The organism is Pseudomonas sp. URMO17WK12:I9, from assembly GCF_900230165.1.
GTDB classification, from domain to species: domain Bacteria; phylum Pseudomonadota; class Gammaproteobacteria; order Pseudomonadales; family Pseudomonadaceae; genus Aquipseudomonas; species Aquipseudomonas fulva.
In genome coordinates this window covers 325927-345290 of the sequence record NZ_OCMQ01000002.1, presented here as the reverse complement: position 1 = coordinate 345290, position 19364 = coordinate 325927, and the positions used below count along the sequence as shown (strand labels likewise).

The window sequence follows — 19364 nt, the reverse complement described above, 5'->3', positions numbered from 1 at the left end:
GCTTACTCCGGCAGCAGGCTTTCGCCAGCGTACAATTCGGCGATGGTTTCGCGGCGGCGTACTTCGAAAGCCTGGTCGCCGTCGACCAGTATTTCCGCACAACGGCCACGGGTGTTGTAGTTGGAGCTCATCACGAAACCATAGGCGCCCGCTGACTGAACGGCCAGCACGTCACCCTCGGCGAGGTTCAGAACCCGGTCCTTGCCCAGGAAGTCGCCGGTTTCGCAGATCGGGCCGACCAGGTCATACGGGCGACCTTCGCCTTCACGCGGCTTGACTGCACAGATGCCCATCCAGGCCTGGTACAGGGCTGGGCGGATCAAGTCGTTCATGGCCGCATCGATGATGGCGAAGTCCTTGTGTTCGGTATGCTTGAGGTACTCCACACGGGTCAGCAGTACGCCAGCGTTGGCCACGATGTAGCGCCCCGGCTCGAATACCAGCGCCAGGTCCCGATCGCCCAGGCGCGCGCGACGCATGTCTTCGCGGGTTTTGCCCACGCCGGAAAACACCACGCGGTCAGCGCGCCCGCCGGCAGCCAGTACGCGCTCAAGTTCGCCACCGGAAACGATGTCGAACCCTGCACCCATGCGCGCCAGTACATTGAGCACGCCCAGGTTCGAGTTGGCTTTCACCGCGAAGCAGACCAGGTGTTCGCAACCTTGCAAGGCATCGGTGTAGCTACGGTACTGGGCCTCGATGTGGGCACGCGAGTACACGTAGGTGGGGGTGCCGTGCCGCTCGGCGATTGCCGACAGGGACACCCCTTCCGCGAACAGTTCACCGTCGCGGTAATTGAAGACGTTCATCCGATTCCCTTACTGCTCAGGCGATTGCTCAGGCTCGGACTGCAGCGTGTCTTGCTGCTCCTGGGTCTGTGCTGACTTGGCTTTGGTCTGGTGCTGGTGCGCCGAGTGGGCGTCTTTGCGGTCCTTGCCGTCATCGGGCAGGTACAACGGGCCTTTCTGGCCGCATGCAGAAACGAGGCAGGCAACAGCGACCAGCGCCGCGAGGGAGGAAATCAGGCGCTTCATGGATGAAATCCTTAGAAAAATGCAGTATTGAGCCCGAGTATACCGAGCGACCGGCGGCTTGCCTATGCAAGTACCGGCCCGCCGGGCAGGCTATTCTGGGTGCCGACCCGCACCTGTTTGCCGTCAGGGCCGCGTTGCAAGCGAAGTGGCCTGCAAGGACCCTGGCTAAACCTTTGCATTCATCGGCAAGCGCCCGTATCGTGCCCGGCTTGCCTGTCACGCCGCCAATTTCGAGGTTCCTGCAATGAGTTTGAGTGAAGCGCGTTTCCATGATCTGGTCGACGCTACCCAGCAGGCGCTGGAAGACCTGTTCGACGAAAGCGGGCTGGATCTGGACATGGAGAACTCCGCTGGAGTGCTGACCGTGAAGTTCGAAGGTGGAGCCCAGCTGATCTTCAGCCGCCAGGAGCCTCTGCGCCAGCTGTGGCTGGCCGATCGGTCCGGCGGCTTCCACTTCGACTATGACGAAGAGAGCGGCAAATGGGTGTGCGAGAAGAGCGAAGAGCTGCTGGGTGAAATGCTTGAGCGCATCGTGTGGGAGCGAGCCGGCGAAAAGCTGGATTTCGACGACATCTGACATGAGCACTGCACCCGTTCGGCCCCCCAAGCCGCTTTACAGCAACGTCAGCCCAGCGGTGCCATCGCCGTGCATCAGCATCTGCCGCCTTGACGAACAGCGCGTGTGCACCGGCTGTCATCGGCATGTTGAACATATCCGCGAATGGCGGTCTGCCGATGATGAGCGCCGTCGGCAGATCTGCCGCGAGGCCACTGCGCTTCGCGACCTTAAGGCACACTGATAGCAAGGGCTTGAGTATTTGCCCCGCTGTGGTAGTGTCGGGGCTTGCGTCGATGACGCCAAAGCATTCGAAAACCCCGCCTTTGGGCGTAATGCTGGTCACTTAGGGCTGCTCTGCAGCCCAAACACTCTCAAGTGAACAGCACTACGCGCATAGGGCGGGGTTTTGCTTTATCTGTGCATCGAAAACTGCCTGTTCAAAGGAGTCTGACTGGATCATGAGCACCAAGCCTTCCCTTATCCTCACCCGTTTGGATGTACAACGTCTGGAGCGTCTGCTCGATAGTCTCGACGAAAGTACCCCTGGCGTGCTCGCGCTCAGCGGCGAGCTCGACCGCGCCGAGCAGGTGGTGGGGCATGATGAGGTGCCGGCAGGTGTGGTGACCATGAATTCGCGCGTGCATTGCCGCGAGCTAGCCAGTGGCAAGGACTACCATTTGACCTTGGTCTACCCCAAGGATGCCGGGCCAGACGGCAAGGTCTCGGTCCTGGCGCCCATCGGCTGTGCCTTGCTCGGGTTGTCGGTGGGTGAGCAGATCGACTGGCCGGCGCCAGGGGGCAAGACCCTCAGGCTAGAGTTGCTGGAAGTCGAGTATCAGCCGGAAGCGGCGGGCGATTTCGACCTGTAGTGCTTTCAACGCACCTGTGGCGTGGCCAGTGCCTAAGCCTGGCCAGCCAGCACCTGCTGTAGCCCCTCATTCAAGGCCTGCTCAAGTGTCCGCTTGTAGTTCAGGTAAACCTGCGTCGTGGCCTGGCGGCCATCGGGTAACCCGGAAACATCCAAGTCGGTGATGTAGCACCGATACAGGCCTGCACTTCGCCGCTGGGCGATGATTTCTCGTGCCACCACGCCATACAGGCTCGGCCCATGGTCGAGCTCGGAGAACTCCTGTTGTTCGCAGAACAAGGTCACGTGCGTGGCACCGTCGGTGTCGGCGTGAATCATGGCCTGGACGTCGTAGTAGGGCTGCACGTTCCCCGCATCCGGTGCCGCCCTCTGCTCCAGGCCCCGTGCCCTGGCTGATCCAGACCCAAGCAGCTGCGCGTACACGATGTCCAGGCGTGCTGCTTGCCTTGCACCATAAGGCAACTGCGCCTCGCGTCGGCGCAAGACCGAAGCCAGAAAGCGGTGCAGCGGCAGCAGAAGGTGAGGTTCGTCCTGCAACGGCACGCGCTGGTGCCACAAAGCGTTGCATTCATCCAGCACGTAGAGCTCGGCCCAGCTGTCGAACAGTCGATAGAAGACCTGGACGCAGTCGCGGCGGCCTTGCTCGAGCACAAGGCCCACATCGGTGTCCGGCAGGGCATTGGCATCCAGGCACACGGGGCTGTAGGTACTGCGCTCCTGGCCCATGAACGTGAGTAGCGCATCATGGTCGTCAAGGCTCGTGAGGACGACCTTGCCCTGGAGCCACTCCAGCACATGAACCTGGTGCGCCACCTGCACCAGGTAACGGCCAGGAACGTCCTGTGCGTGCAACTGCCGCGCAGTCTGGAAGAGCTCGGCCACACGCTGACTGATGGCCTGCGCCCGGTGCTGGGCAAAGCAGTGCGCCCGCACATTGGGCCAGCCGCTTGCCTGTTTCGGCAGGTTGATGAAATCGCGCAGGCATCGCATCAGCGCATGCTCGCCGTCGTAGCGATGTACCAGCACCTCGTTCCAGGAGTTGACCGTGACCTGGTCCACTGTCAATACCAGGTTTTCCCGCAGGCCACCGTAGCTGAGCGAGTCGGTACGCTCGGTGGTCAGCAGGATATCCAGCTCACGGTGGTGGGGCAGGGGGTCAATGCCCACGTTGATCAGCAGCAGCACATCGTCGGCGACGCTTGGCTGCAACAGGCTCACCTCGCTGACGGCGGGCAGCGGCAACACGATGAGCTGCTGCAGGCTCGCGAGCAGGCCCTGCAATTCAGGCTCTTTCAGATCGCTGATACCCGGATGAAGCGCCAGTCGTGTATGCCTGTCTATCACGCCATTGCAATGGGCCCAGACCAACAGCTCCACAAGGTGCCAGCAGCGCTTGATCGGGTTGGCGAGTTCCATTTCATGGCCATGCAGGTTGCCGCTGTAGAGTGCCCAGGGGTGGCCACCTGGCGCTCTGCGGCTGGGTGACTGGGCCAGCGTCACGGTTTGCTCGGCCAGGTCGCAGGCACGGTCGCTCTGGAGGATTTCCACCTTGTCCGCACGGCGCTCGAATGCTGCCTGCAATCGCCGTCCCAACAGGTTGAGCTCGCGCAAGTCGGCGCGGCTGGTCGCGTCATGTGTGCGCGCGAACTGCACCAGGAACCGGTAGCTGCGGCTGAGCTCGGCCACCCGTTCTCGGCGCTCCATGGTAACCTGGTGCACGCCCCAGCCAGGGCGACCATCGAGCAGGGCCAACTGCGCGCCTCCCCATCCCCACTCGTCGGTCAGGCTGCGCAGCAGGCGGCGTTGCCAGCCTTCGGCGCGGCCCTGTTCGCTGAGCTTGCTGTTCACTTTCAGGTACAAACTGCGCCGCACCAGTTCCAACCGAGCCTGCTCACGGCGTTGCATCAGGTAGCGCTCGATCCGTCGGTAGACCATGACGTAAGGATCGAGACGGTCAAGGTCGAGCTGATTGGCGAAGACCGCTTGCTTGTAGTCCAGGCTCAGGCAACGCACGGCGGGGTATTCGCTGGCATAGGCTTCGGTCAGCAGCAACTTGAGCAAGGACTTGTGAGGGGCATCGATGCCCTTGAACAGCTGCCAAAGCCCGGCGCCGACGAATTCGTGGCCTGGGATCTGCGCCAGGTGGCCCAGGTCCAGGGCTTCCCCAGGGCGTACGAAACGCTTTGCCAGCAGGGCTTGGGCGTAGGCCGGATAGCCGCTCTCCTGGTCGGGCGGCACCAACCACCACAGCGGCGTCCGCCCTGCCAGCCAAAGGGTCGTGCGGTAGAACTCGTCCAACAGAAGATAATGCTGCGTAGTGCCGCAATCGTCGGTGCCGAGTTGGCCTGTGCGCTGGCCCTGAGCGAACCCCTGGGTGTCAATCAGAAAGATGTGCGTATCGGCGCCCTGGCTCGCGGCCCAGGTTTCCAGCAACTGGCATTTGCGCTGTAGTGCCTCCAGCGCTTCGCGCTCCAGGTCGCTGGTATGGCATACCCATACATCGATGTCGCTGTCCTCAGCCTGGGCAAGCGTGCCCAGGCTGCCGATTAGAAACAGCCCGTCGATGGGGCGTGGTGAGGTGTTGTCGCGGGCTTTGTAGCTGAAGGCGCGTGCCAGGCGCTGAGCTTCGAATACCTGATCGGCGCTTGGCTCGAAGTCGCAGATGCCTGCCGGCGTCGTCGACGAAACATAGCCGGGCAGTAGCGGATGATTTACATGGAACAGCACGGGCAGCACCGTCAGGACCTGCTGCTGGCGGGGGGACAAACCGGCCATTGCTCGCTGCAGGCGGCCTGCGTTGATCTGTAGGTAGCGCCCACGCAAGTTGGCCAGCAGCTTACGGTCGATCCCGTTGTCCAGGTCCAGTTGGATCTCGTCGGGACAATTCATTTTGCGCTCATCAGTCCGCTGAAGCTGGGGCGAGTGTAGCCTGAACGGCACGGCTCACACAGGCTCATTCAGTTCTGGGGCTATTTGCGCGAGTTCCTGCAACCTGTCGGGGTAGTGCATCATGACTGGCTAAATGACAACGTGAGGTCAATCATGCGTGTTTGGATCGATGCCGACGCTTGCCCCAAGGCTGCCAGGGACCTGATCGTCAAGTTCGCCCTCAAGCGCAAGTTCGAAGTGGTCATGGTCGCGGGCCAGGCGGTGGCAAAGCCAGCATTCGGCATCGTACGACTGATCGTGGTACCCAGTGGCATGGATGCGGCCGACGATTACCTGGTCGAGCATGCCGTACCCGGCGAGTTGGTCGTTTGCAGCGACGTGCCTCTGGCCGACCGGCTTGTGAAAAAGGGCGTAGCGGCGCTGGACCCGCGCGGGCGCGAGTTCGACGAGCGCAACATGGGCGAGCGCCTGGCTACGCGCAATCTGTTCACCGAGCTGCGTGAACAAGGCCAGTCAGGTGGCGGGCAGGGGCCTTATGGGGATCGCGACAAACAGGCGTTTGCCAATGCGTTGGACCGGATCATCGCTCGGCTGTCGGCGCTTTGATAGCCAATGGAGCGCCAATCGCCTGGTCAGGCGCTCCAGCCGGGCAAGCGGCGCTTACTCGTGGGTCAGTTCCAGCACCCGATCAACCAGCTTGTAGATCCCGCCAGCGGCTTCGCTGATGGTCTTTGCCGACATGTAGGCAGGGGTGGTCACCAGTTTGCGCTGCGGGTCCTCGACGATGTCGTGCACGTCGCATTCTTCGTGGGTACCGCCCATCTTGACGACGGCCTCGGCGGTGTCGGCGTCGTTGCCGATGGTGCAGACCACGCCAGGGCCATAGATCTTGGCAGCCAATGCAGGCGAGATACAGATCAGGCCAACTGGCTTGCAGGCGGCGGCGAACGCCTCGGCCAACCCCAGAACATCCGGATTGACAGTGCAGTCTGCGCCTTTCACGGCAAAGTCCGAGAGGTTCTTGGCTGCGCCAAAGCCGCCCGGTACGATCAAGGCGTCGAAGTCCTCGACGCGCGCCTCACGAATGTCTTTCACATCGCCACGCGCGATACGGGCAGATTCCACCAGCACGTTGCGCGACTCGGGCATTTCTTGGCCTGTCAGGTGGTCGATGACATGCATCTGTGCGATGTTCGGTGCAAAGCACTGCACTTGCGCGCCGCGTTGGTCCAGGCGCAGCAAGGTGATCACGCTTTCGTGAATTTCTGCGCCGTCATAAACGCCACAGCCGGAAAGAATCACCGCCACTTTTTTTGTCATGCTCATTACTCCAGGTCGAAGCGCTTGATACCCGTCAGGCTGGCAGCGCGGCGCAGTGCGGGATGGTCCATGTCTGTTGGAGTGTGCACAGGTGCAGGTGTTCAGTCCTGGGACTCGCGCGCAGCCCGGCGCTCTGCCCGCAGCGTGCGAAAGCGCCGGTGCAGCCACAGGCCTACGCCAAGCACCAGCAAGGCGCCCAGTACCCACAATTCGTAGCGTTTGATATTGCCCAGCAGGCCTTCGAGGATTGCGCCGAAATGATAGGCCGCAGCACCCAGGGCGATGGCCCAGATCGCGGCCCCGATGCCATTGAGCAGCAGGTAGCGCCGCGGCGGATAGCCCGAGAGACCAATCGCGACCGGCATTACCGTGCGAAGCCCGTAAACGAAGCGGAAGCTGAGCACCCAGATATCGGGATGGCGACGGATGTGGCCCAGGGCGCGGTCGCCCATTGCCTGCCAGCGAGGCTTGCGCGCCAGGATCTTGCGCCCATGGCGACGACCCATGAAATACCACAACTGATCACCGGCATAGCTGCCCATGAATGCCACCAGGCATACCAGCTTGATGTCCATGTAATCGCGGAACGCAAGAAAGCCTGCAAGGACCAGAATGGTCTCGCCTTCGAAGAAGGTGCCTAGAAAAAGGGCAAAGTAGCCGAAATCCTGCAGGAATTGTTGGAGCATTTTCTGAGGTGCTGGCGAAATGAACGCGCAGCCTACCCCTTCGCGTGCGTTCGGGAAAGTGTCCAAATGTGTCTCGACGTGAACAGTGCCCGCTACCACAATGTCTGCAACCGTGTGCCATGGCTTGCCCTGGCGTGTAACACAGGCGTCATAATGGGCGCTTATCTTGCCGCTCAATTGATGATAGGGCGTTAACGTCCTCAGGACCGCCAGATGAATAACGAAGTGCTTCCCCCTGTCTTGATCAAGGATGCCAAGGAGCTTCCAGAGGAGTTGGTGCAGACCCCGCCTGATCTGCCACCCGCGTCCCAGGTCGCTGTGGAACCTGCAGCGGAGTCAGCGGCGCCCACGCCGGCTCCCGCCCCGGCCATCGTCGTGCCTGGCCTGGACGATACCAGCCTGTACATTCATCGCGAACTGTCCCAGCTGCAGTTCAACATCCGCGTACTGGAGCAGGCGCTGGATGAAAGTTACCCGTTGCTCGAACGCCTGAAGTTCCTGCTGATCTTCTCGAGCAACCTGGACGAGTTCTTCGAGATTCGTGTGGCCGGGCTGAAAAAGCAGATCAACTTCGCCCGCGAGCAGGCCGGTGCCGACGGCTTGCAGCCGCACCAGGCCCTCACGCGCATCAGCGAACTGGTGCATATCGAGGTCGATCGCCAGTACGCGATTCTCAACGATGTGCTGCTTCCGGAGCTGGAAAAACACCAGATTCGATTCATTCGCCGCCGTCACTGGACACCCAAGCTCAAGACATGGGTGCGTCGCTACTTCCGCGACGAGATTGCGCCCATCATCACCCCGATCGGCCTGGACCCTACCCATCCATTCCCATTGCTGGTGAACAAGAGCCTGAACTTCATCGTCGAGCTTGAAGGCGTCGATGCGTTCGGCCGCGATTCAGGCCTGGCCATCATTCCGGCACCGCGGCTGCTGCCACGGGTCATTCGCGTGCCTGAGGAGGTGGGTGGCACTGGTGCCAATTACGTCTTCCTTTCGTCGATGATCCACGCCCACGCCGACGACCTGTTCCAGGGTATGAAGGTGAAGGGGTGCTACCAGTTCCGCCTGACCCGTAACGCCGACCTGGCGCTGGATTCCGAAGAGGTCGATGACTTGGCCCGGGCGCTTCGTGGCGAGCTGTTCTCGCGCCGCTACGGCGATGCCGTGCGCCTGGAAGTCGCCGATACGTGCCCCAAGCACCTGTCGGACTACCTGCTCAAGCAGTTCAGCCTGAGCGAAAGCGAGCTCTACCAGGTCAATGGGCCGGTCAACCTGACGCGGTTGTTCAGCATCACTGGGCTGGACAGCCACCCCGAACTTCAATACGTACCGTTCACCCCGGCCATCCCGAAGTTGCTGCAGAACGCCGACAACATCTTTAGCGTGATCAGCAAGCAGGACATCCTGCTCATGCACCCCTTCGAGTCGTTCACGCCGGTCATCGACCTGTTGCGCCAGGCGGCCAAGGACCCGCACGTTCTGGCCGTACGTCAGACGCTCTACCGCTCCGGCGCCAACTCGGAAATTGTCGATGCGTTAGTCGATGCAGCGCGCAACGGCAAGGAAGTCACCGCAGTGATCGAACTGCGCGCACGCTTCGACGAGGAGTCCAACCTGCAGATGGCAAGCCGCCTGCAAGCGGCAGGCGCGGTGGTGATCTATGGCGTGGTCGGTTTCAAGACGCACGCCAAGATGATGTTGATCCTGCGCCGCGAGCAGGGCGAGATCGTTCGCTATGCGCACCTGGGGACCGGCAACTACCACGCTGGCAATGCCCGCTTGTACACCGATTACAGCCTGCTCACCTCCGACGATGCGCTTACCGAGGACGTCGGCAAGCTGTTCAGCCAGCTGATCGGCATGGGCAAGACCCTGCGCATGAAGAAACTGATGCATGCGCCGTTCACCCTGAAAAAGGGCATGCTGGACATGATCGCCCGCGAAACCCAGTTCGCCCTGGACGGCAAGCCGGCGCACATCATCGCCAAATTCAACTCGCTGACCGATGCGAAGGTCATCAAGGCCTTGTACAAGGCCAGTCAATCGGGGGTGAAGATCGACCTGATCGTGCGTGGCATGTGCTGCCTGCGTCCAGGTATTCCAGGGGTTTCACACAACATCCAGGTACGCTCGATCATCGGCCGCTTCCTGGAACACACCCGTGTGTTCTACTTCCTCAATGGCGGTGAAGAGCAGATCTACCTCTCCAGTGCGGACTGGATGGAGCGCAACCTCGACAAGCGGGTCGAGACCTGCTTCCCGGTCGAGGGCAAGAAGCTCTTGCTGCGGGTGAAAAAGGAACTGGAGGCGTACCTGACCGACAACACTCACGCCTGGACCCTTCAGCCAGACGGGCGCTATGTGCGCAGCAGCCCGACGGGTAACCAGAACCCCCGCAGTGCCCAGGCGACCTTGCTGGAGCGCCTGAGCAACCCGGTCCTCAACGTACGCTGAGGACGAAGCCGACCCGGGCCAGCCACTCCGCTTCGTTGGCGAAGTCGGCCTGGGTCAGCTGGTTCTGCTCGAGCCAACCTTCCGGGAATACCACTTCCAGGCGGTTATCGGCCGCCTTGAGCTCGACTTTGGGCATCTGCTGCGTGCCCCGGATGTGATGAAACAGGATGGCAAAGCGCAGCAGCACGCACAGGCGCAGCAGCTTGACCCCATCATCCCCCAGCTCGGCATAACGGTCCTTGGGGATGTTGCGGCGGTGGCCGCGCACCAGCAAGGCCATCATCTGCTGATCCTCGCGCGAAAAGCCTGCCAGGTCGGAGTGCTCGATCAGGTACGCGCCGTGCTTGTGGTAATGATAGTGGGCGATGTCCAGGCCGATCTCATGGACCTTGGCTGCCCAACCCAGCAGGTCGCGCCAATTGCCGTCCTGCAGGTCCCAGGCTACGGCCACCTGGTCGAAGGCATGCAGTGCCTTGCGCTCGACCCGGGCGGCCTGGCCCTGATCGACGTGGTAACGCTCCATCAGCGAGTTGAGGGTACGCTCGCGTACGTCTTCATGATGATGCCGGCCAAGCAGGTCGAACAGCACACCTTCACGCAGCGCACCGTCGCAGTGGTCCATGCGCTGCAGCTCCAGCGCATCGAAGATCGCTTCGAGGATGGCCATGCCCGCCGGGAAGATGGTGCGCCGATCCGGCTTGACCCCTTCGAAATCGATTCTGTCGACTTCGCCCAGCTTGAACAGCTTGCGCTTGACCCAGGCCAGCCCTTCGGCGTTTACCTCGCCATTGCCCAAGCCTGCACCCCGAATGGCGGCGCCGATGGCGCGAATGGTACCCGACGAACCGATGGCTTCATCCCAGGTCAGGCGGTGCAGGGCATGCTCGATGCTCATCAACTCAAGCCGGGCGGCCGTATAGGCCTGGGCATAGCGCGCAGGGGTGATCTTGCCGTCACGGAAATAGCGCTGGGTGAAGCTGACGCAGCCCATCTGCAGGCTCTCGCGCAACAGCGGCTCGAAGCGCTGGCCAATGATGAATTCGGTGCTGCCGCCGCCGATGTCCGCCACCAGGCGCTTGCCCGCGGTGTCGGCCAGCGTATGGGAAACGCCCAGGTAAATCAGGCGGGCTTCTTCGCGGCCTGAGATGACTTCTACCGGGTGGCCAAGAATGGCTTCGGCACGCTGGATGAAGATGTTGCGGTTGCGCGCTTCACGCAAGGCGTTGGTGCCGACGATGCGCACCGAGCCTGCGGGCATGCCGTTGATCAGCTGAGCGAAGCGCTTGAGGCACTCCAGGCCGCGCTCCATGGCTTCTTCACTGAGCCTGCGCTCCTCGTCGATGCCGGCGGCCAGCTGTACCTTCTCGCCCTGCCGCTCGAGAATGCGGATTTCGGTGTGGTGGGCCTTGGCCACGACCATGTGGAAGCTGTTGGAGCCGAGGTCGATGGCGGCTATCAGGGACAGGTTCTTCGCGGTGGTATGCGGCATGATCTGGAAGTTCTCGGTCGTTAACCTGGCAATCGTGCCACGATAGCAGGCTGGTCGCCAACGCGTGGCACCTGGCCTGCGCGATGCGCTTGATATACGGCAATGTGCCATTCGATTCTATGAAGACGATGTGACAGTTTTGATTCGAGTGCTCTTGCACAACTATAGTTACACTCAATCGTCTGCGGCTTCCTGTCGACCGCGGGGGCGGCTATGATGGGCAACGTTTTCCGTGCTTACGACCTTGGAGATTTCCATGAGCGACAAAATCAAACACGTCACCGACGCCACCTTCGATGCTGAAGTGCTTCAGGCTCAAGGCCCGGTGTTGGTCGACTACTGGGCTGAATGGTGCGGCCCATGCAAGATGATCGCTCCGGTTCTGGACGACATCGCCTCCACGTATGAAGGCAAACTGGTCGTCGCCAAGCTGAACATCGACGAAAACCAGGAAACCCCAGCCAAGCACGGCGTGCGTGGTATCCCGACGCTGATGCTGTTCAAGAACGGCAACGTGGAAGCCACCAAGGTCGGTGCCTTGTCCAAATCGCAGCTGGCAGCGTTCCTCGACGCCCACCTGTGATAAAAAAGCCCCGCAAATGCGGGGCTTTTCTTTTTCAGAGCACTAGACGCACAAAAAAGCAAGTGTTACATTCGGCCTCGCACTGCTTCTTCAGTGCCCTCTACATGCCGTCGCCGAAGCATCCCCAATTCGAATCAGTACGCGATCCTTTCGCCATCTAGCGGCGCGGCTTCATTAAGCCAGAAGCTTAATTCTCCCTTCTTACATGATTACGTCATTCCCCTTATGAACCTGACTGAACTCAAGCAAAAGCCGATTACCGATCTTTTGGAAATGGCCGAACAAATGGGCATCGAGAACATGGCCCGTTCGCGCAAACAGGACGTGATTTTCTCCCTGCTGAAAAAGCATGCGAAAAGCGGCGAAGAGATCTCGGGTGACGGCGTGCTGGAGATTCTCCAGGATGGTTTCGGTTTCCTGCGTTCTGCTGATGCGTCCTACCTGGCCGGCCCTGACGATATCTACGTTTCGCCTAGCCAGATCCGCCGCTTCAACCTGCGTACCGGCGATACCATCGTTGGCAAGATCCGCCCGCCGAAGGAAGGGGAGCGTTACTTCGCCCTGTTGAAGGTCGATACCATCAACTTCGACCGGCCGGAAAACGCCAAGAACAAGATCCTGTTCGAGAACCTGACGCCGCTGTTCCCCAACAAGCGCCTGAAGATGGAAGCCGGCAACGGCTCCACCGAAGACCTGACCGGCCGGGTCATCGACCTGTGCGCCCCGATCGGCAAGGGCCAGCGTGGCCTGATCGTCGCCCCGCCCAAGGCGGGCAAGACCATCATGCTGCAGAACATCGCAGCCAACATCACGCGTAACAATCCCGAGTGCCACCTGATCGTTCTGCTAATCGACGAGCGCCCGGAAGAAGTGACCGAGATGCAGCGTACCGTACGCGGCGAAGTGGTTGCCTCCACCTTCGACGAGCCGCCAACCCGTCACGTGCAAGTGGCCGAAATGGTCATCGAGAAGGCCAAGCGCCTGGTCGAGCACAAGAAGGACGTGGTCATCCTGCTCGACTCCATTACCCGTCTGGCACGTGCCTATAACACGGTCATTCCAAGCTCGGGCAAAGTGCTGACCGGTGGTGTCGACGCTCACGCCCTGGAGAAGCCCAAGCGCTTCTTCGGTGCCGCCCGTAACATCGAGGAAGGCGGTTCGCTGACCATCATCGCCACCGCGCTGGTCGAAACCGGTTCGAAGATGGACGAGGTGATCTACGAGGAATTCAAGGGCACCGGCAACATGGAACTGCCCCTGGACCGTCGTATCGCTGAAAAGCGTGTGTTCCCTGCCATCAACATCAACCGTTCGGGTACTCGCCGCGAAGAGCTGCTGACCGCCGACGACGAACTGCAGCGCATGTGGATCCTGCGCAAGCTGTTGCACCCGATGGACGAAATCGCTGCCATCGAGTTCCTGGTCGACAAGCTCAAGCAGACCAAGACCAACGACGAGTTCTTCCTGTCGATGAAGCGCAAGTAAGCGTTTCAGGTCTAGATCGAATGGGGCCGCTTCGCAGCCCATCGCGGCTGGTCCGATGCCTTTGCAAGGCCGTTCCTACAGGGATAGCGTAATCCTGTAAGAGCGGCTTTGGCGGGGCGTCGGACCGGTTGCGATGGGACGCGACGCGGCCCTGATCAGTTTTGACCATTGCGCTCTGAACGGCGCTACACTCTGAACCCCCGACCGATACGGCCAACACGAGGCTCATGCATGCAGTATCGCGACTTGCGCGACTTCATTCGTGGCCTGGAACAGCGCGGCGAGCTCAAGCGCATCCAGGTCCCGATCTCCCCAGTGCTGGAAATGACCGAGGTCTGCGATCGCACGCTGCGTGCCAAAGGCCCTGCGCTGTTGTTCGAAAAGCCGACCGGCTTCGACATTCCCGTGCTGGGCAACCTGTTCGGCACGCCTGAGCGGGTGGCCATGGGCATGGGTGCCGAGTCGGTCAATGAGCTGCGCGAGATCGGTAAGCTTCTGGCGTTTCTCAAGGAGCCTGAACCCCCGAAAGGGCTCAAGGACGCCTGGTCCAAGCTGCCGATCTTCAAGAAAGTGGTATCGATGGCGCCGAAGGTGGTCAAGGACGCCGTTTGCCAGGAAGTGGTGCTCGAAGGAGAGGACGTGGACCTTGGCGCATTGCCGATTCAGCATTGCTGGCCGGGCGATGTGGCACCGCTGATCACCTGGGGCCTGACCGTCACGCGCGGTCCGAACAAGGACCGCCAGAACCTGGGCATCTACCGGCAGCAAGTGATTGGCCGCAACAAAGTGATCATGCGTTGGCTCAGCCACCGTGGCGGCGCCCTGGACTACCGTGAGTGGTGTGAAAAAAATCCCGGCCAGCCGTTCCCAGTGGCCGTGGCGTTGGGGGCAGACCCTGCCACTATCCTGGGTGCAGTGACCCCAGTGCCCGATACGCTTTCCGAATACGCCTTCGCGGGCCTGTTGCGGGGTAATCGCACTGAGCTGGTCAAGTGCCGCGGCAGCAATCTGCAGGTGCCGGCCACGGCCGAGATCATCCTCGAAGGGGTAATCCACCCAGGCGAGATGGCGCCTGAAGGCCCCTATGGGGACCATACCGGTTACTACAACGAAGTGGACAGCTTCCCGGTGTTCACCGTCGAGCGCATCACCCACCGGCAAAACCCTATCTATCACAGCACCTACACCGGTCGGCCGCCGGATGAACCGGCGATTCTTGGCGTGGCGCTGAACGAAGTGTTCGTGCCGATCCTGCAGAAACAGTTCCCGGAAATCGTCGATTTCTACCTGCCACCGGAGGGGTGCTCCTACCGCATGGCGGTGGTGACCATGAAGAAGCAGTACCCGGGGCATGCCAAGCGCGTGATGCTGGGTGTGTGGTCGTTCCTGCGACAGTTCATGTACACCAAGTTCGTTATCGTGACCGACGACGACATCAACGCCCGCGACTGGAACGACGTGATCTGGGCCATCACCACACGCATGGACCCCAAGCGTGATACGGTGATGATCGACAACACGCCGATCGACTACCTGGACTTTGCCTCTCCAGTGTCGGGGCTGGGATCGAAAATGGGCCTGGATGCCACGCACAAGTGGCCGGGCGAGACTACACGCGAGTGGGGGCGGGTCATCGTCAAGGACGAAGCCGTCACCCGGCGTATCGATGAGCTGTGGGATCAGTTGGGAATAGATTGATGCAGGTAACGTTGCAGCCGTCCGGAGCAGTGCTGACGCTAGAGCCCGGGGAACGGATCCTGGAAGGTGCGCGTCGGCTGGGTTATGACTGCCCCAACAGCTGCCGTAATGGCAACTGTCATGTCTGCGCTGCGTTGCTGGTCGAAGGCAGTGTGCGCCAGAACGGAGAAGTCCGGGACCATGGCGAATTGTTCACCTGCATCGCCGAGCCGCTCGAAGATTGCATCCTGCTATGGGACGGCGTGCTGGCCTTGGGCGAGCTGCCGGTGCGCAAGCTGACCTGCACGGTCAGTGAATGCCGTGAAGTGGGTGGCGACGTTTGGCGCGTGCGCCTGTTGGCGCCTGCGGGCAAGCCGCCGCGCTACCATGCCGGGCAGTATTTGATGATCGAACGTGAAGCGGGCAAGCCGGCCGCTTTTTCGCTGGCCTCAGCTCCCCATGCAGGGCGCGAGCTTGAATTGCACGTGCTGGCGCGCGAGCCCAGCGCCGTGCAGTTGATCGAGCAATTGCAGCGCGAGCGCTTGGCTCGTATCGAAATGCCCTTCGGCGATACCCACTTGGCCGAACTGCCCGACGGCCCCTTGGTGCTGATCGCCGCCGGTACCGGCATGGGGCAGATGCACAGCCTTGTGGAACACTGCCGCGCTCAGGGCTTCAAACACCCTGTTCACTTGTACTGGGGCGTACGACGCCCGGAAGACTTCTATCAGATCGAGCATTGGGATCAGTGGCTGAGTCTGCCCAACCTGTCCCTGCACCAGGTGGTCAGCGACCTGTGTGGCTGGGAGGGCCGTTGTGGGATGCTGCACGAAGCGGTTTGCGAGGACATTGCCGACCTCAACGGCGTACACGTGTACGCCAGTGGCTCGCCGAACATGATCTACGCCACGCTCGATGCGCTGGTGGACGCCGGCATGGATGCGCACCGCATGCGTGCGGACGTGTTCGCTTACGCGCCTCGCGGCTGAAGCATCCCCTCGCGGTGCGCGGCGCCCGTCAGGCTGCCCGCGCCACCCCGTACGCACTTGACGCGCTGCACGGCCGGTCGTCGGCGCCTGGCGTGAAAAGCTCTGCATGCACTTGTTCAGCCCCTTGCCCTGACTTAGCTTATACACCGCCTGGCGCGACTGCCGTAAATGACTTGCCTGAGGGCTCTGGTCAACGACCCAGTGGCTAACGCATCAGGCTCGGCCACGTTACATGCTTTGTTCACAGGGAATCATAGCGGCAGCTTATGTCGGCGCTCGAACGTTCATCCTGGCAAGTCCCATACCCCCCTTCGCTCGATTTTGGTCAGCAACTGACCCACGAGCAACTGCATCACTCCATGCAAGCCGCCATGTCCCGTCACCAGGGCGGGCCAGTGTGGCTGTTCGCCTATGGCTCCTTGATCTGGCGGCCCGAGTGCAGCGCGGTGGAGCGTCGACGTGCGCGGGTGCACGGTTACCACCGGGGCTTGTACCTGTGGTCGCACGAGCACCGTGGCACGCCTGAAACCCCCGGTTTGGTGTTCGGTCTGGATCGAGGCGGCTCGTGCAGCGGCTTTGCCTACAGGCTGGACGATGCCACCCTCGATGCGTCGCTTCGTGCCCTGTGGCAGCGCGAAATGCCTTACCCGGCCTACCGCCCGCATTGGCTCAACTGCCGGCTCGACGATGGCAGCAAGGTACAGGCCCTGGGCTTCGTGCTGGAGCGGCATCTGCCTTGCTATGCGGGCAATCTGCCGGATAACGTGCTCAGCCACATACTGGCCAGCGCTAAAGGGCGGTATGGCACCACGCGTGATTATGTCGAGCAGACCCTTCACGCCCTGCGCAGCCATCACATGCCTGATCGCAACCTGGAGGCGCGCTTCAGGCGCTGTCATGACCTGCGCGAACGGTGATCAGGTGCCGGGCGGCACCACCACCAGCTTGCCGACCGCCTGGCGCTGGCCCAGTGTTTCGATGGCCGTACCCGCGTCGGCCAGGGTGTAGGTTTGTGAGACGAGCGGCTTCAATTTGCCCTGCGCGTGCCAGGCAAACAGCTGCTTGAAGTTGGCTGCGTTATCCTCCGGTTGGCGCTGTGCAAACGCGCCCCAGAACACGCCCAGCACCGCCGCCCCCTTGAGCAGCACCAGGTTGGCTGCCAATTGGGGAATGCTGCCGCTGGCAAAACCTACCACCAACAGCCTACCGTTCCACGCCAGGCCCCTCACGGCGTGCTCGAACAGCTCGCCGCCGACCGGATCGTAAATCACATCCACACCCTTGCCATCGGTCAGGCGCTTGATGGCCTCGCGCAGATTTTCCTGGCTGTAGTCGATCAGATCATCAGCACCGGCGGCACGGGCCACCGCGAGCTTTTGCGCGCTGCTGGCAGCCGCGATAACCCGCGCCCCCATGGCCTTGCCGATCTCAACCGCTGCCAGGCCCACCCCGCCGGACGCACCCAATACCAGCAAGGTTTCGCCGGCTTGCAATCGACCGCGCTGGCGCAAGGCGTGCATCGAGGTGCCGTAGGTCATACCGAATGCGGCGGCGGTAATGAAGTCCATGCCGGCTGGCACGGGCATTACGTTGTAGGCGGGCACTGCCACTTGCTCGGCGAAAGCACCCCAGCCGGTCAGCGCCATGACGCGGTCACCCACCTTGAAGGCGCCCACCTTGGCGCCAACGGCTGCGACCGTGCCCGCGGCCTCTCCACCCGGAGAAAAGGGCAGGGGCGGCTGAAACTGGTATTTGCCTTCTATGATCAGGGTATCGGGAAAGTTGACCCCTGCCGCCTGCACGTCCAGCAGCACTTCGTTGGGCTTGGGCGTTGGGCTGGGCACGTCTTCCAGGACCAGGTCGCGGGCCGGGCCCAGGTGCTTGCAGAGCAGCGCTTTCATCGTGGCCTATTCCTTTGCGGGTAATGGCCGATAAGTGTAGGAGGGCCGCCAGTCGGGTCAACGAGCATGGCTTGTCCTGATGAGCCGGCATAAGCCCAGGCTTGGGTTTGAATGATGTGCTGGTTAAGCTGGCGCCACCTGAATAGAGGAGCGATTTCGTGAAAGCGTGGATATTGATGGTGTTGGCACTGGTGTTACCCGCCGCAGCCGTGGCCGAGGAGGCCAAGGAGGGCGCGCCCAAGGTGGCCTATATCACGCTGACACCGCCGTTCGTAGGTAACTATGCGCTCGATGGTGGTCCGCGGTTGCGGGTGTTCAAGGCCGATGTCGCGTTGCGAGTGACCGGGGATGAGGCCGCCAAGGCGGTACAGCACCATGAACCGCTGATCCGCAACCAGCTCGTCGCACTGTTTACCCAGCAGACCGTGGACAGCATGAGTAATGTGGAGGCCAAGGAGCATTTGCGCCAAGAGGCGCTCAAGCAGGTTCAGCAGGTGATGGAGACCGAAGAGGGCAAGCCGATCGTCGAGGACCTGCTGTTCAACAACCTGATCGTCCAGTGAGCGGCTAACCCGGTCTTCGGTCAGCCACTGAAGGCTGGGTTTCATGGGAATGTCGGAGCGGGGCAGGTGCCTCAATCCATCGGCAGGATGGCAGTCCATTGCTCGGTCGTTACCGGCATGACCGACAGGCGACTGCCTTTTTGCACCAGCGCCAGCTCGGCCAGGGCTGGCAGTTGTTTCAACCAGCCCAGCTCAAGCACGCGTGGCAGTGTCCGCACGTGAGCCACGTCTACCGCGCTCCACGGGTTCTTGTCGGGCGTGGCCTTGGCATCGTGGTAAGGGCTCTGCGTGTCCAGCGCAGTGGGGTCCGGATAGGCTGCGCGGATGACCTTGGCAATGCCGGCGATGCCAGGTTGAGGGCAGCTGGAATGGTAGAAGAAGAACATGTCCCCCGCGCTCATCGCACGCAGGAAATTGCGCGCCTGATAGTTACGCACACCGTCCCAGCGGGCTTCGCCAAGGTGAGCCAAACCTTCGATGGACAGTTCGTCGGGCTCGGACTTCATCAGCCAATAGGCCATGTTGTTTGCTCCAGAAATGCTTTGAAATAACTCGTTCAATCAAACCGACGACTGGTTGACGTCAACGTTTGCGTGGTGGCTCAGGTTGTCGGAGAATGCGCCCCGTTTGAGGTGCGATGCTCAGGTACGACCCAGAAGTCGCCGAGCACTGAACAGTTTGCCTGGGGGGCAATCGTCGATGAATCAACGTAAAAAGCCGGACCTACTGTGGGTCCTGGTGTTCATCTTTGGCTTGGGTGTGGTTACCACCGGTTATGCGCAGGGGATCTGGGAGCGCAAGCTGGATAACGCCTACCAGATGCCGTACGAAGCCGGTCAGGCGCAACGCTGACCCTCCCGGCAC

General features: G+C 61.5%; 20 protein-coding genes. 12 read left to right on the top strand and 8 right to left on the bottom strand.

Annotated features, from left to right (window positions below; all coding sequences use genetic code 11):
* Positions 1-2: 2 nt before the first annotated feature.
* Both CRP40_RS06245 and CRP40_RS06240 read right to left on the bottom strand, forming a co-directional pair.
* The gene (locus CRP40_RS06245; RefSeq protein ID WP_027913409.1) at positions 3-809 is read right to left on the bottom strand and encodes a diaminopimelate decarboxylase; all 807 of its coding nucleotides are present in this window, start codon (positions 807-809) and stop codon (positions 3-5) included.
* Between the two features lie 9 nt (positions 810-818).
* Positions 819-1034, bottom strand: a complete 216-nt coding sequence (locus CRP40_RS06240; RefSeq protein WP_033694875.1) for a lipoprotein — start codon at positions 1032-1034, stop codon at positions 819-821.
* A 244-nt stretch (positions 1035-1278) separates the two neighbouring features.
* On the opposite strand from CRP40_RS06240, the gene cyaY reads away from it, so the two are divergent.
* The 3 genes from cyaY to rnk all read left to right on the top strand — a co-directional run bounded on the left by cyaY (position 1279) and on the right by rnk (position 2462).
* Positions 1279-1611, top strand: coding sequence for an iron donor protein CyaY (gene cyaY / locus CRP40_RS06230; protein ID WP_023532439.1), 333 nt, complete (start codon positions 1279-1281; stop codon positions 1609-1611).
* A gap of 1 nt (position 1612) precedes the next feature.
* Positions 1613-1834 (top strand): DUF1289 domain-containing protein, encoded by a 222-nt coding sequence (locus CRP40_RS06225; RefSeq protein WP_033694876.1) that lies wholly within the window; start codon positions 1613-1615, stop codon positions 1832-1834.
* 217 nt (positions 1835-2051) lie between these two features.
* Positions 2052-2462 (top strand): nucleoside diphosphate kinase regulator, encoded by a 411-nt coding sequence (gene rnk, locus CRP40_RS06220; RefSeq protein WP_023532559.1) that lies wholly within the window; start codon positions 2052-2054, stop codon positions 2460-2462.
* A gap of 32 nt (positions 2463-2494) precedes the next feature.
* On the opposite strand, the gene CRP40_RS06215 is transcribed toward rnk, so the two are convergent.
* Positions 2495-5350 (bottom strand): class I adenylate cyclase, encoded by a 2856-nt coding sequence (locus CRP40_RS06215; RefSeq protein WP_027913410.1) that lies wholly within the window; start codon positions 5348-5350, stop codon positions 2495-2497.
* Positions 5351-5503: 153 nt separating this feature from the next.
* On the opposite strand from CRP40_RS06215, the gene CRP40_RS06210 reads away from it, so the two are divergent.
* On the top strand, positions 5504-5956 hold the full coding sequence (locus CRP40_RS06210) for a YaiI/YqxD family protein (protein WP_027913411.1): 453 nt from the start codon (positions 5504-5506) through the stop codon (positions 5954-5956).
* Between the two features lie 54 nt (positions 5957-6010).
* Here CRP40_RS06210 and elbB read toward each other — a convergent pair whose 3' ends face one another.
* Both elbB and CRP40_RS06200 read right to left on the bottom strand, forming a co-directional pair.
* Positions 6011-6670: an isoprenoid biosynthesis glyoxalase ElbB gene (elbB, locus tag CRP40_RS06205; RefSeq protein WP_027913412.1), complete on the bottom strand. Its 660-nt coding sequence runs from the start codon at positions 6668-6670 to the stop codon at positions 6011-6013.
* A gap of 101 nt (positions 6671-6771) precedes the next feature.
* A complete protein-coding gene (locus CRP40_RS06200) occupies positions 6772-7356 on the bottom strand; it encodes a DedA family protein (protein WP_023532679.1) in 585 nt (194 codons plus the stop codon).
* A gap of 213 nt (positions 7357-7569) precedes the next feature.
* Between CRP40_RS06200 and ppk1 the strand changes: the two genes are divergently transcribed.
* Positions 7570-9813, top strand: coding sequence for a polyphosphate kinase 1 (ppk1, locus tag CRP40_RS06195; RefSeq protein WP_027913413.1), 2244 nt, complete (start codon positions 7570-7572; stop codon positions 9811-9813).
* On the opposite strand, the gene ppx is transcribed toward ppk1, so the two are convergent.
* The gene (ppx, locus tag CRP40_RS06190) at positions 9800-11302 is read right to left on the bottom strand and encodes an exopolyphosphatase (protein ID WP_027913414.1); all 1503 of its coding nucleotides are present in this window, start codon (positions 11300-11302) and stop codon (positions 9800-9802) included. The genes ppk1 and ppx overlap by 14 nt on opposite strands.
* Positions 11303-11558: 256 nt before the next feature.
* Here ppx and trxA point away from each other — a divergent pair, with 256 nt between their 5' ends.
* The 5 genes from trxA (at position 11559) to CRP40_RS06165 (ending at position 16953) form a co-directional block, all read left to right on the top strand.
* On the top strand, positions 11559-11885 hold the full coding sequence (gene trxA / locus CRP40_RS06185) for a thioredoxin TrxA (protein WP_023532641.1): 327 nt from the start codon (positions 11559-11561) through the stop codon (positions 11883-11885).
* A 225-nt stretch (positions 11886-12110) separates the two neighbouring features.
* On the top strand, positions 12111-13370 hold the full coding sequence (gene rho, locus CRP40_RS06180) for a transcription termination factor Rho (protein ID WP_023532437.1): 1260 nt from the start codon (positions 12111-12113) through the stop codon (positions 13368-13370).
* A gap of 231 nt (positions 13371-13601) precedes the next feature.
* Positions 13602-15068: a 4-hydroxy-3-polyprenylbenzoate decarboxylase gene (ubiD, locus tag CRP40_RS06175; protein WP_027913415.1), complete on the top strand. Its 1467-nt coding sequence runs from the start codon at positions 13602-13604 to the stop codon at positions 15066-15068.
* Positions 15068-16036, top strand: coding sequence for a CDP-6-deoxy-delta-3,4-glucoseen reductase (locus tag CRP40_RS06170; RefSeq protein WP_027913416.1), 969 nt, complete (start codon positions 15068-15070; stop codon positions 16034-16036). The genes ubiD and CRP40_RS06170 overlap by 1 nt, the downstream gene beginning before the upstream one ends.
* Before the next feature lie 266 nt (positions 16037-16302).
* Positions 16303-16953 (top strand): gamma-glutamylcyclotransferase, encoded by a 651-nt coding sequence (locus tag CRP40_RS06165; protein WP_027913417.1) that lies wholly within the window; start codon positions 16303-16305, stop codon positions 16951-16953.
* Here the strand turns inward: CRP40_RS06165 and CRP40_RS06160 are convergent, their stop codons facing one another.
* Positions 16954-17937 carry an NADPH:quinone oxidoreductase family protein gene (locus CRP40_RS06160; protein WP_027913418.1) on the bottom strand — a complete coding sequence of 328 codons (984 nt, stop codon included), beginning with the start codon at positions 17935-17937 and terminating at the stop codon, positions 16954-16956.
* Between the two features lie 158 nt (positions 17938-18095).
* Here CRP40_RS06160 and CRP40_RS06155 point away from each other — a divergent pair, with 158 nt between their 5' ends.
* Complete coding sequence (locus tag CRP40_RS06155) at positions 18096-18500, top strand: flagellar basal body-associated protein FliL (RefSeq protein WP_027913419.1); 405 nt, start codon at positions 18096-18098, stop codon at positions 18498-18500.
* A gap of 71 nt (positions 18501-18571) precedes the next feature.
* Here the strand turns inward: CRP40_RS06155 and CRP40_RS06150 are convergent, their stop codons facing one another.
* Positions 18572-19021, bottom strand: coding sequence for an EVE domain-containing protein (locus CRP40_RS06150; protein WP_027913420.1), 450 nt, complete (start codon positions 19019-19021; stop codon positions 18572-18574).
* A 178-nt stretch (positions 19022-19199) separates the two neighbouring features.
* Here CRP40_RS06150 and CRP40_RS21910 point away from each other — a divergent pair, with 178 nt between their 5' ends.
* Positions 19200-19352, top strand: coding sequence for a hypothetical protein (locus CRP40_RS21910; RefSeq protein ID WP_023532702.1), 153 nt, complete (start codon positions 19200-19202; stop codon positions 19350-19352).
* Positions 19353-19364 lie beyond the last annotated feature (12 nt).

Coding starts and splice junctions, on each gene's coding strand:
- ppx (WP_027913414.1), bottom strand. CDS start 11,302: ATGCCGCATACCACCGCGAAGAACCTGTCCCTGATAGCCGCCATCGAC.
- ubiD (WP_027913415.1), top strand. CDS start 13,602: ATGCAGTATCGCGACTTGCGCGACTTCATTCGTGGCCTGGAACAGCGC.
- CRP40_RS06215 (WP_027913410.1), bottom strand. CDS start 5,350: ATGAATTGTCCCGACGAGATCCAACTGGACCTGGACAACGGGATCGAC.
- CRP40_RS06200 (WP_023532679.1), bottom strand. CDS start 7,356: ATGCTCCAACAATTCCTGCAGGATTTCGGCTACTTTGCCCTTTTTCTA.
- CRP40_RS21910 (WP_023532702.1), top strand. CDS start 19,200: ATGAATCAACGTAAAAAGCCGGACCTACTGTGGGTCCTGGTGTTCATC.
- CRP40_RS06165 (WP_027913417.1), top strand. CDS start 16,303: ATGTCGGCGCTCGAACGTTCATCCTGGCAAGTCCCATACCCCCCTTCG.
- CRP40_RS06170 (WP_027913416.1), top strand. CDS start 15,068: ATGCAGGTAACGTTGCAGCCGTCCGGAGCAGTGCTGACGCTAGAGCCC.
- trxA (WP_023532641.1), top strand. CDS start 11,559: ATGAGCGACAAAATCAAACACGTCACCGACGCCACCTTCGATGCTGAA.
- CRP40_RS06150 (WP_027913420.1), bottom strand. CDS start 19,021: ATGGCCTATTGGCTGATGAAGTCCGAGCCCGACGAACTGTCCATCGAA.
- CRP40_RS06225 (WP_033694876.1), top strand. CDS start 1,613: ATGAGCACTGCACCCGTTCGGCCCCCCAAGCCGCTTTACAGCAACGTC.
- rho (WP_023532437.1), top strand. CDS start 12,111: ATGAACCTGACTGAACTCAAGCAAAAGCCGATTACCGATCTTTTGGAA.
- CRP40_RS06160 (WP_027913418.1), bottom strand. CDS start 17,937: ATGAAAGCGCTGCTCTGCAAGCACCTGGGCCCGGCCCGCGACCTGGTC.
- CRP40_RS06210 (WP_027913411.1), top strand. CDS start 5,504: ATGCGTGTTTGGATCGATGCCGACGCTTGCCCCAAGGCTGCCAGGGAC.
- CRP40_RS06240 (WP_033694875.1), bottom strand. CDS start 1,034: ATGAAGCGCCTGATTTCCTCCCTCGCGGCGCTGGTCGCTGTTGCCTGC.
- elbB (WP_027913412.1), bottom strand. CDS start 6,670: ATGACAAAAAAAGTGGCGGTGATTCTTTCCGGCTGTGGCGTTTATGAC.
- ppk1 (WP_027913413.1), top strand. CDS start 7,570: ATGAATAACGAAGTGCTTCCCCCTGTCTTGATCAAGGATGCCAAGGAG.
- cyaY (WP_023532439.1), top strand. CDS start 1,279: ATGAGTTTGAGTGAAGCGCGTTTCCATGATCTGGTCGACGCTACCCAG.
- CRP40_RS06245 (WP_027913409.1), bottom strand. CDS start 809: ATGAACGTCTTCAATTACCGCGACGGTGAACTGTTCGCGGAAGGGGTG.
- rnk (WP_023532559.1), top strand. CDS start 2,052: ATGAGCACCAAGCCTTCCCTTATCCTCACCCGTTTGGATGTACAACGT.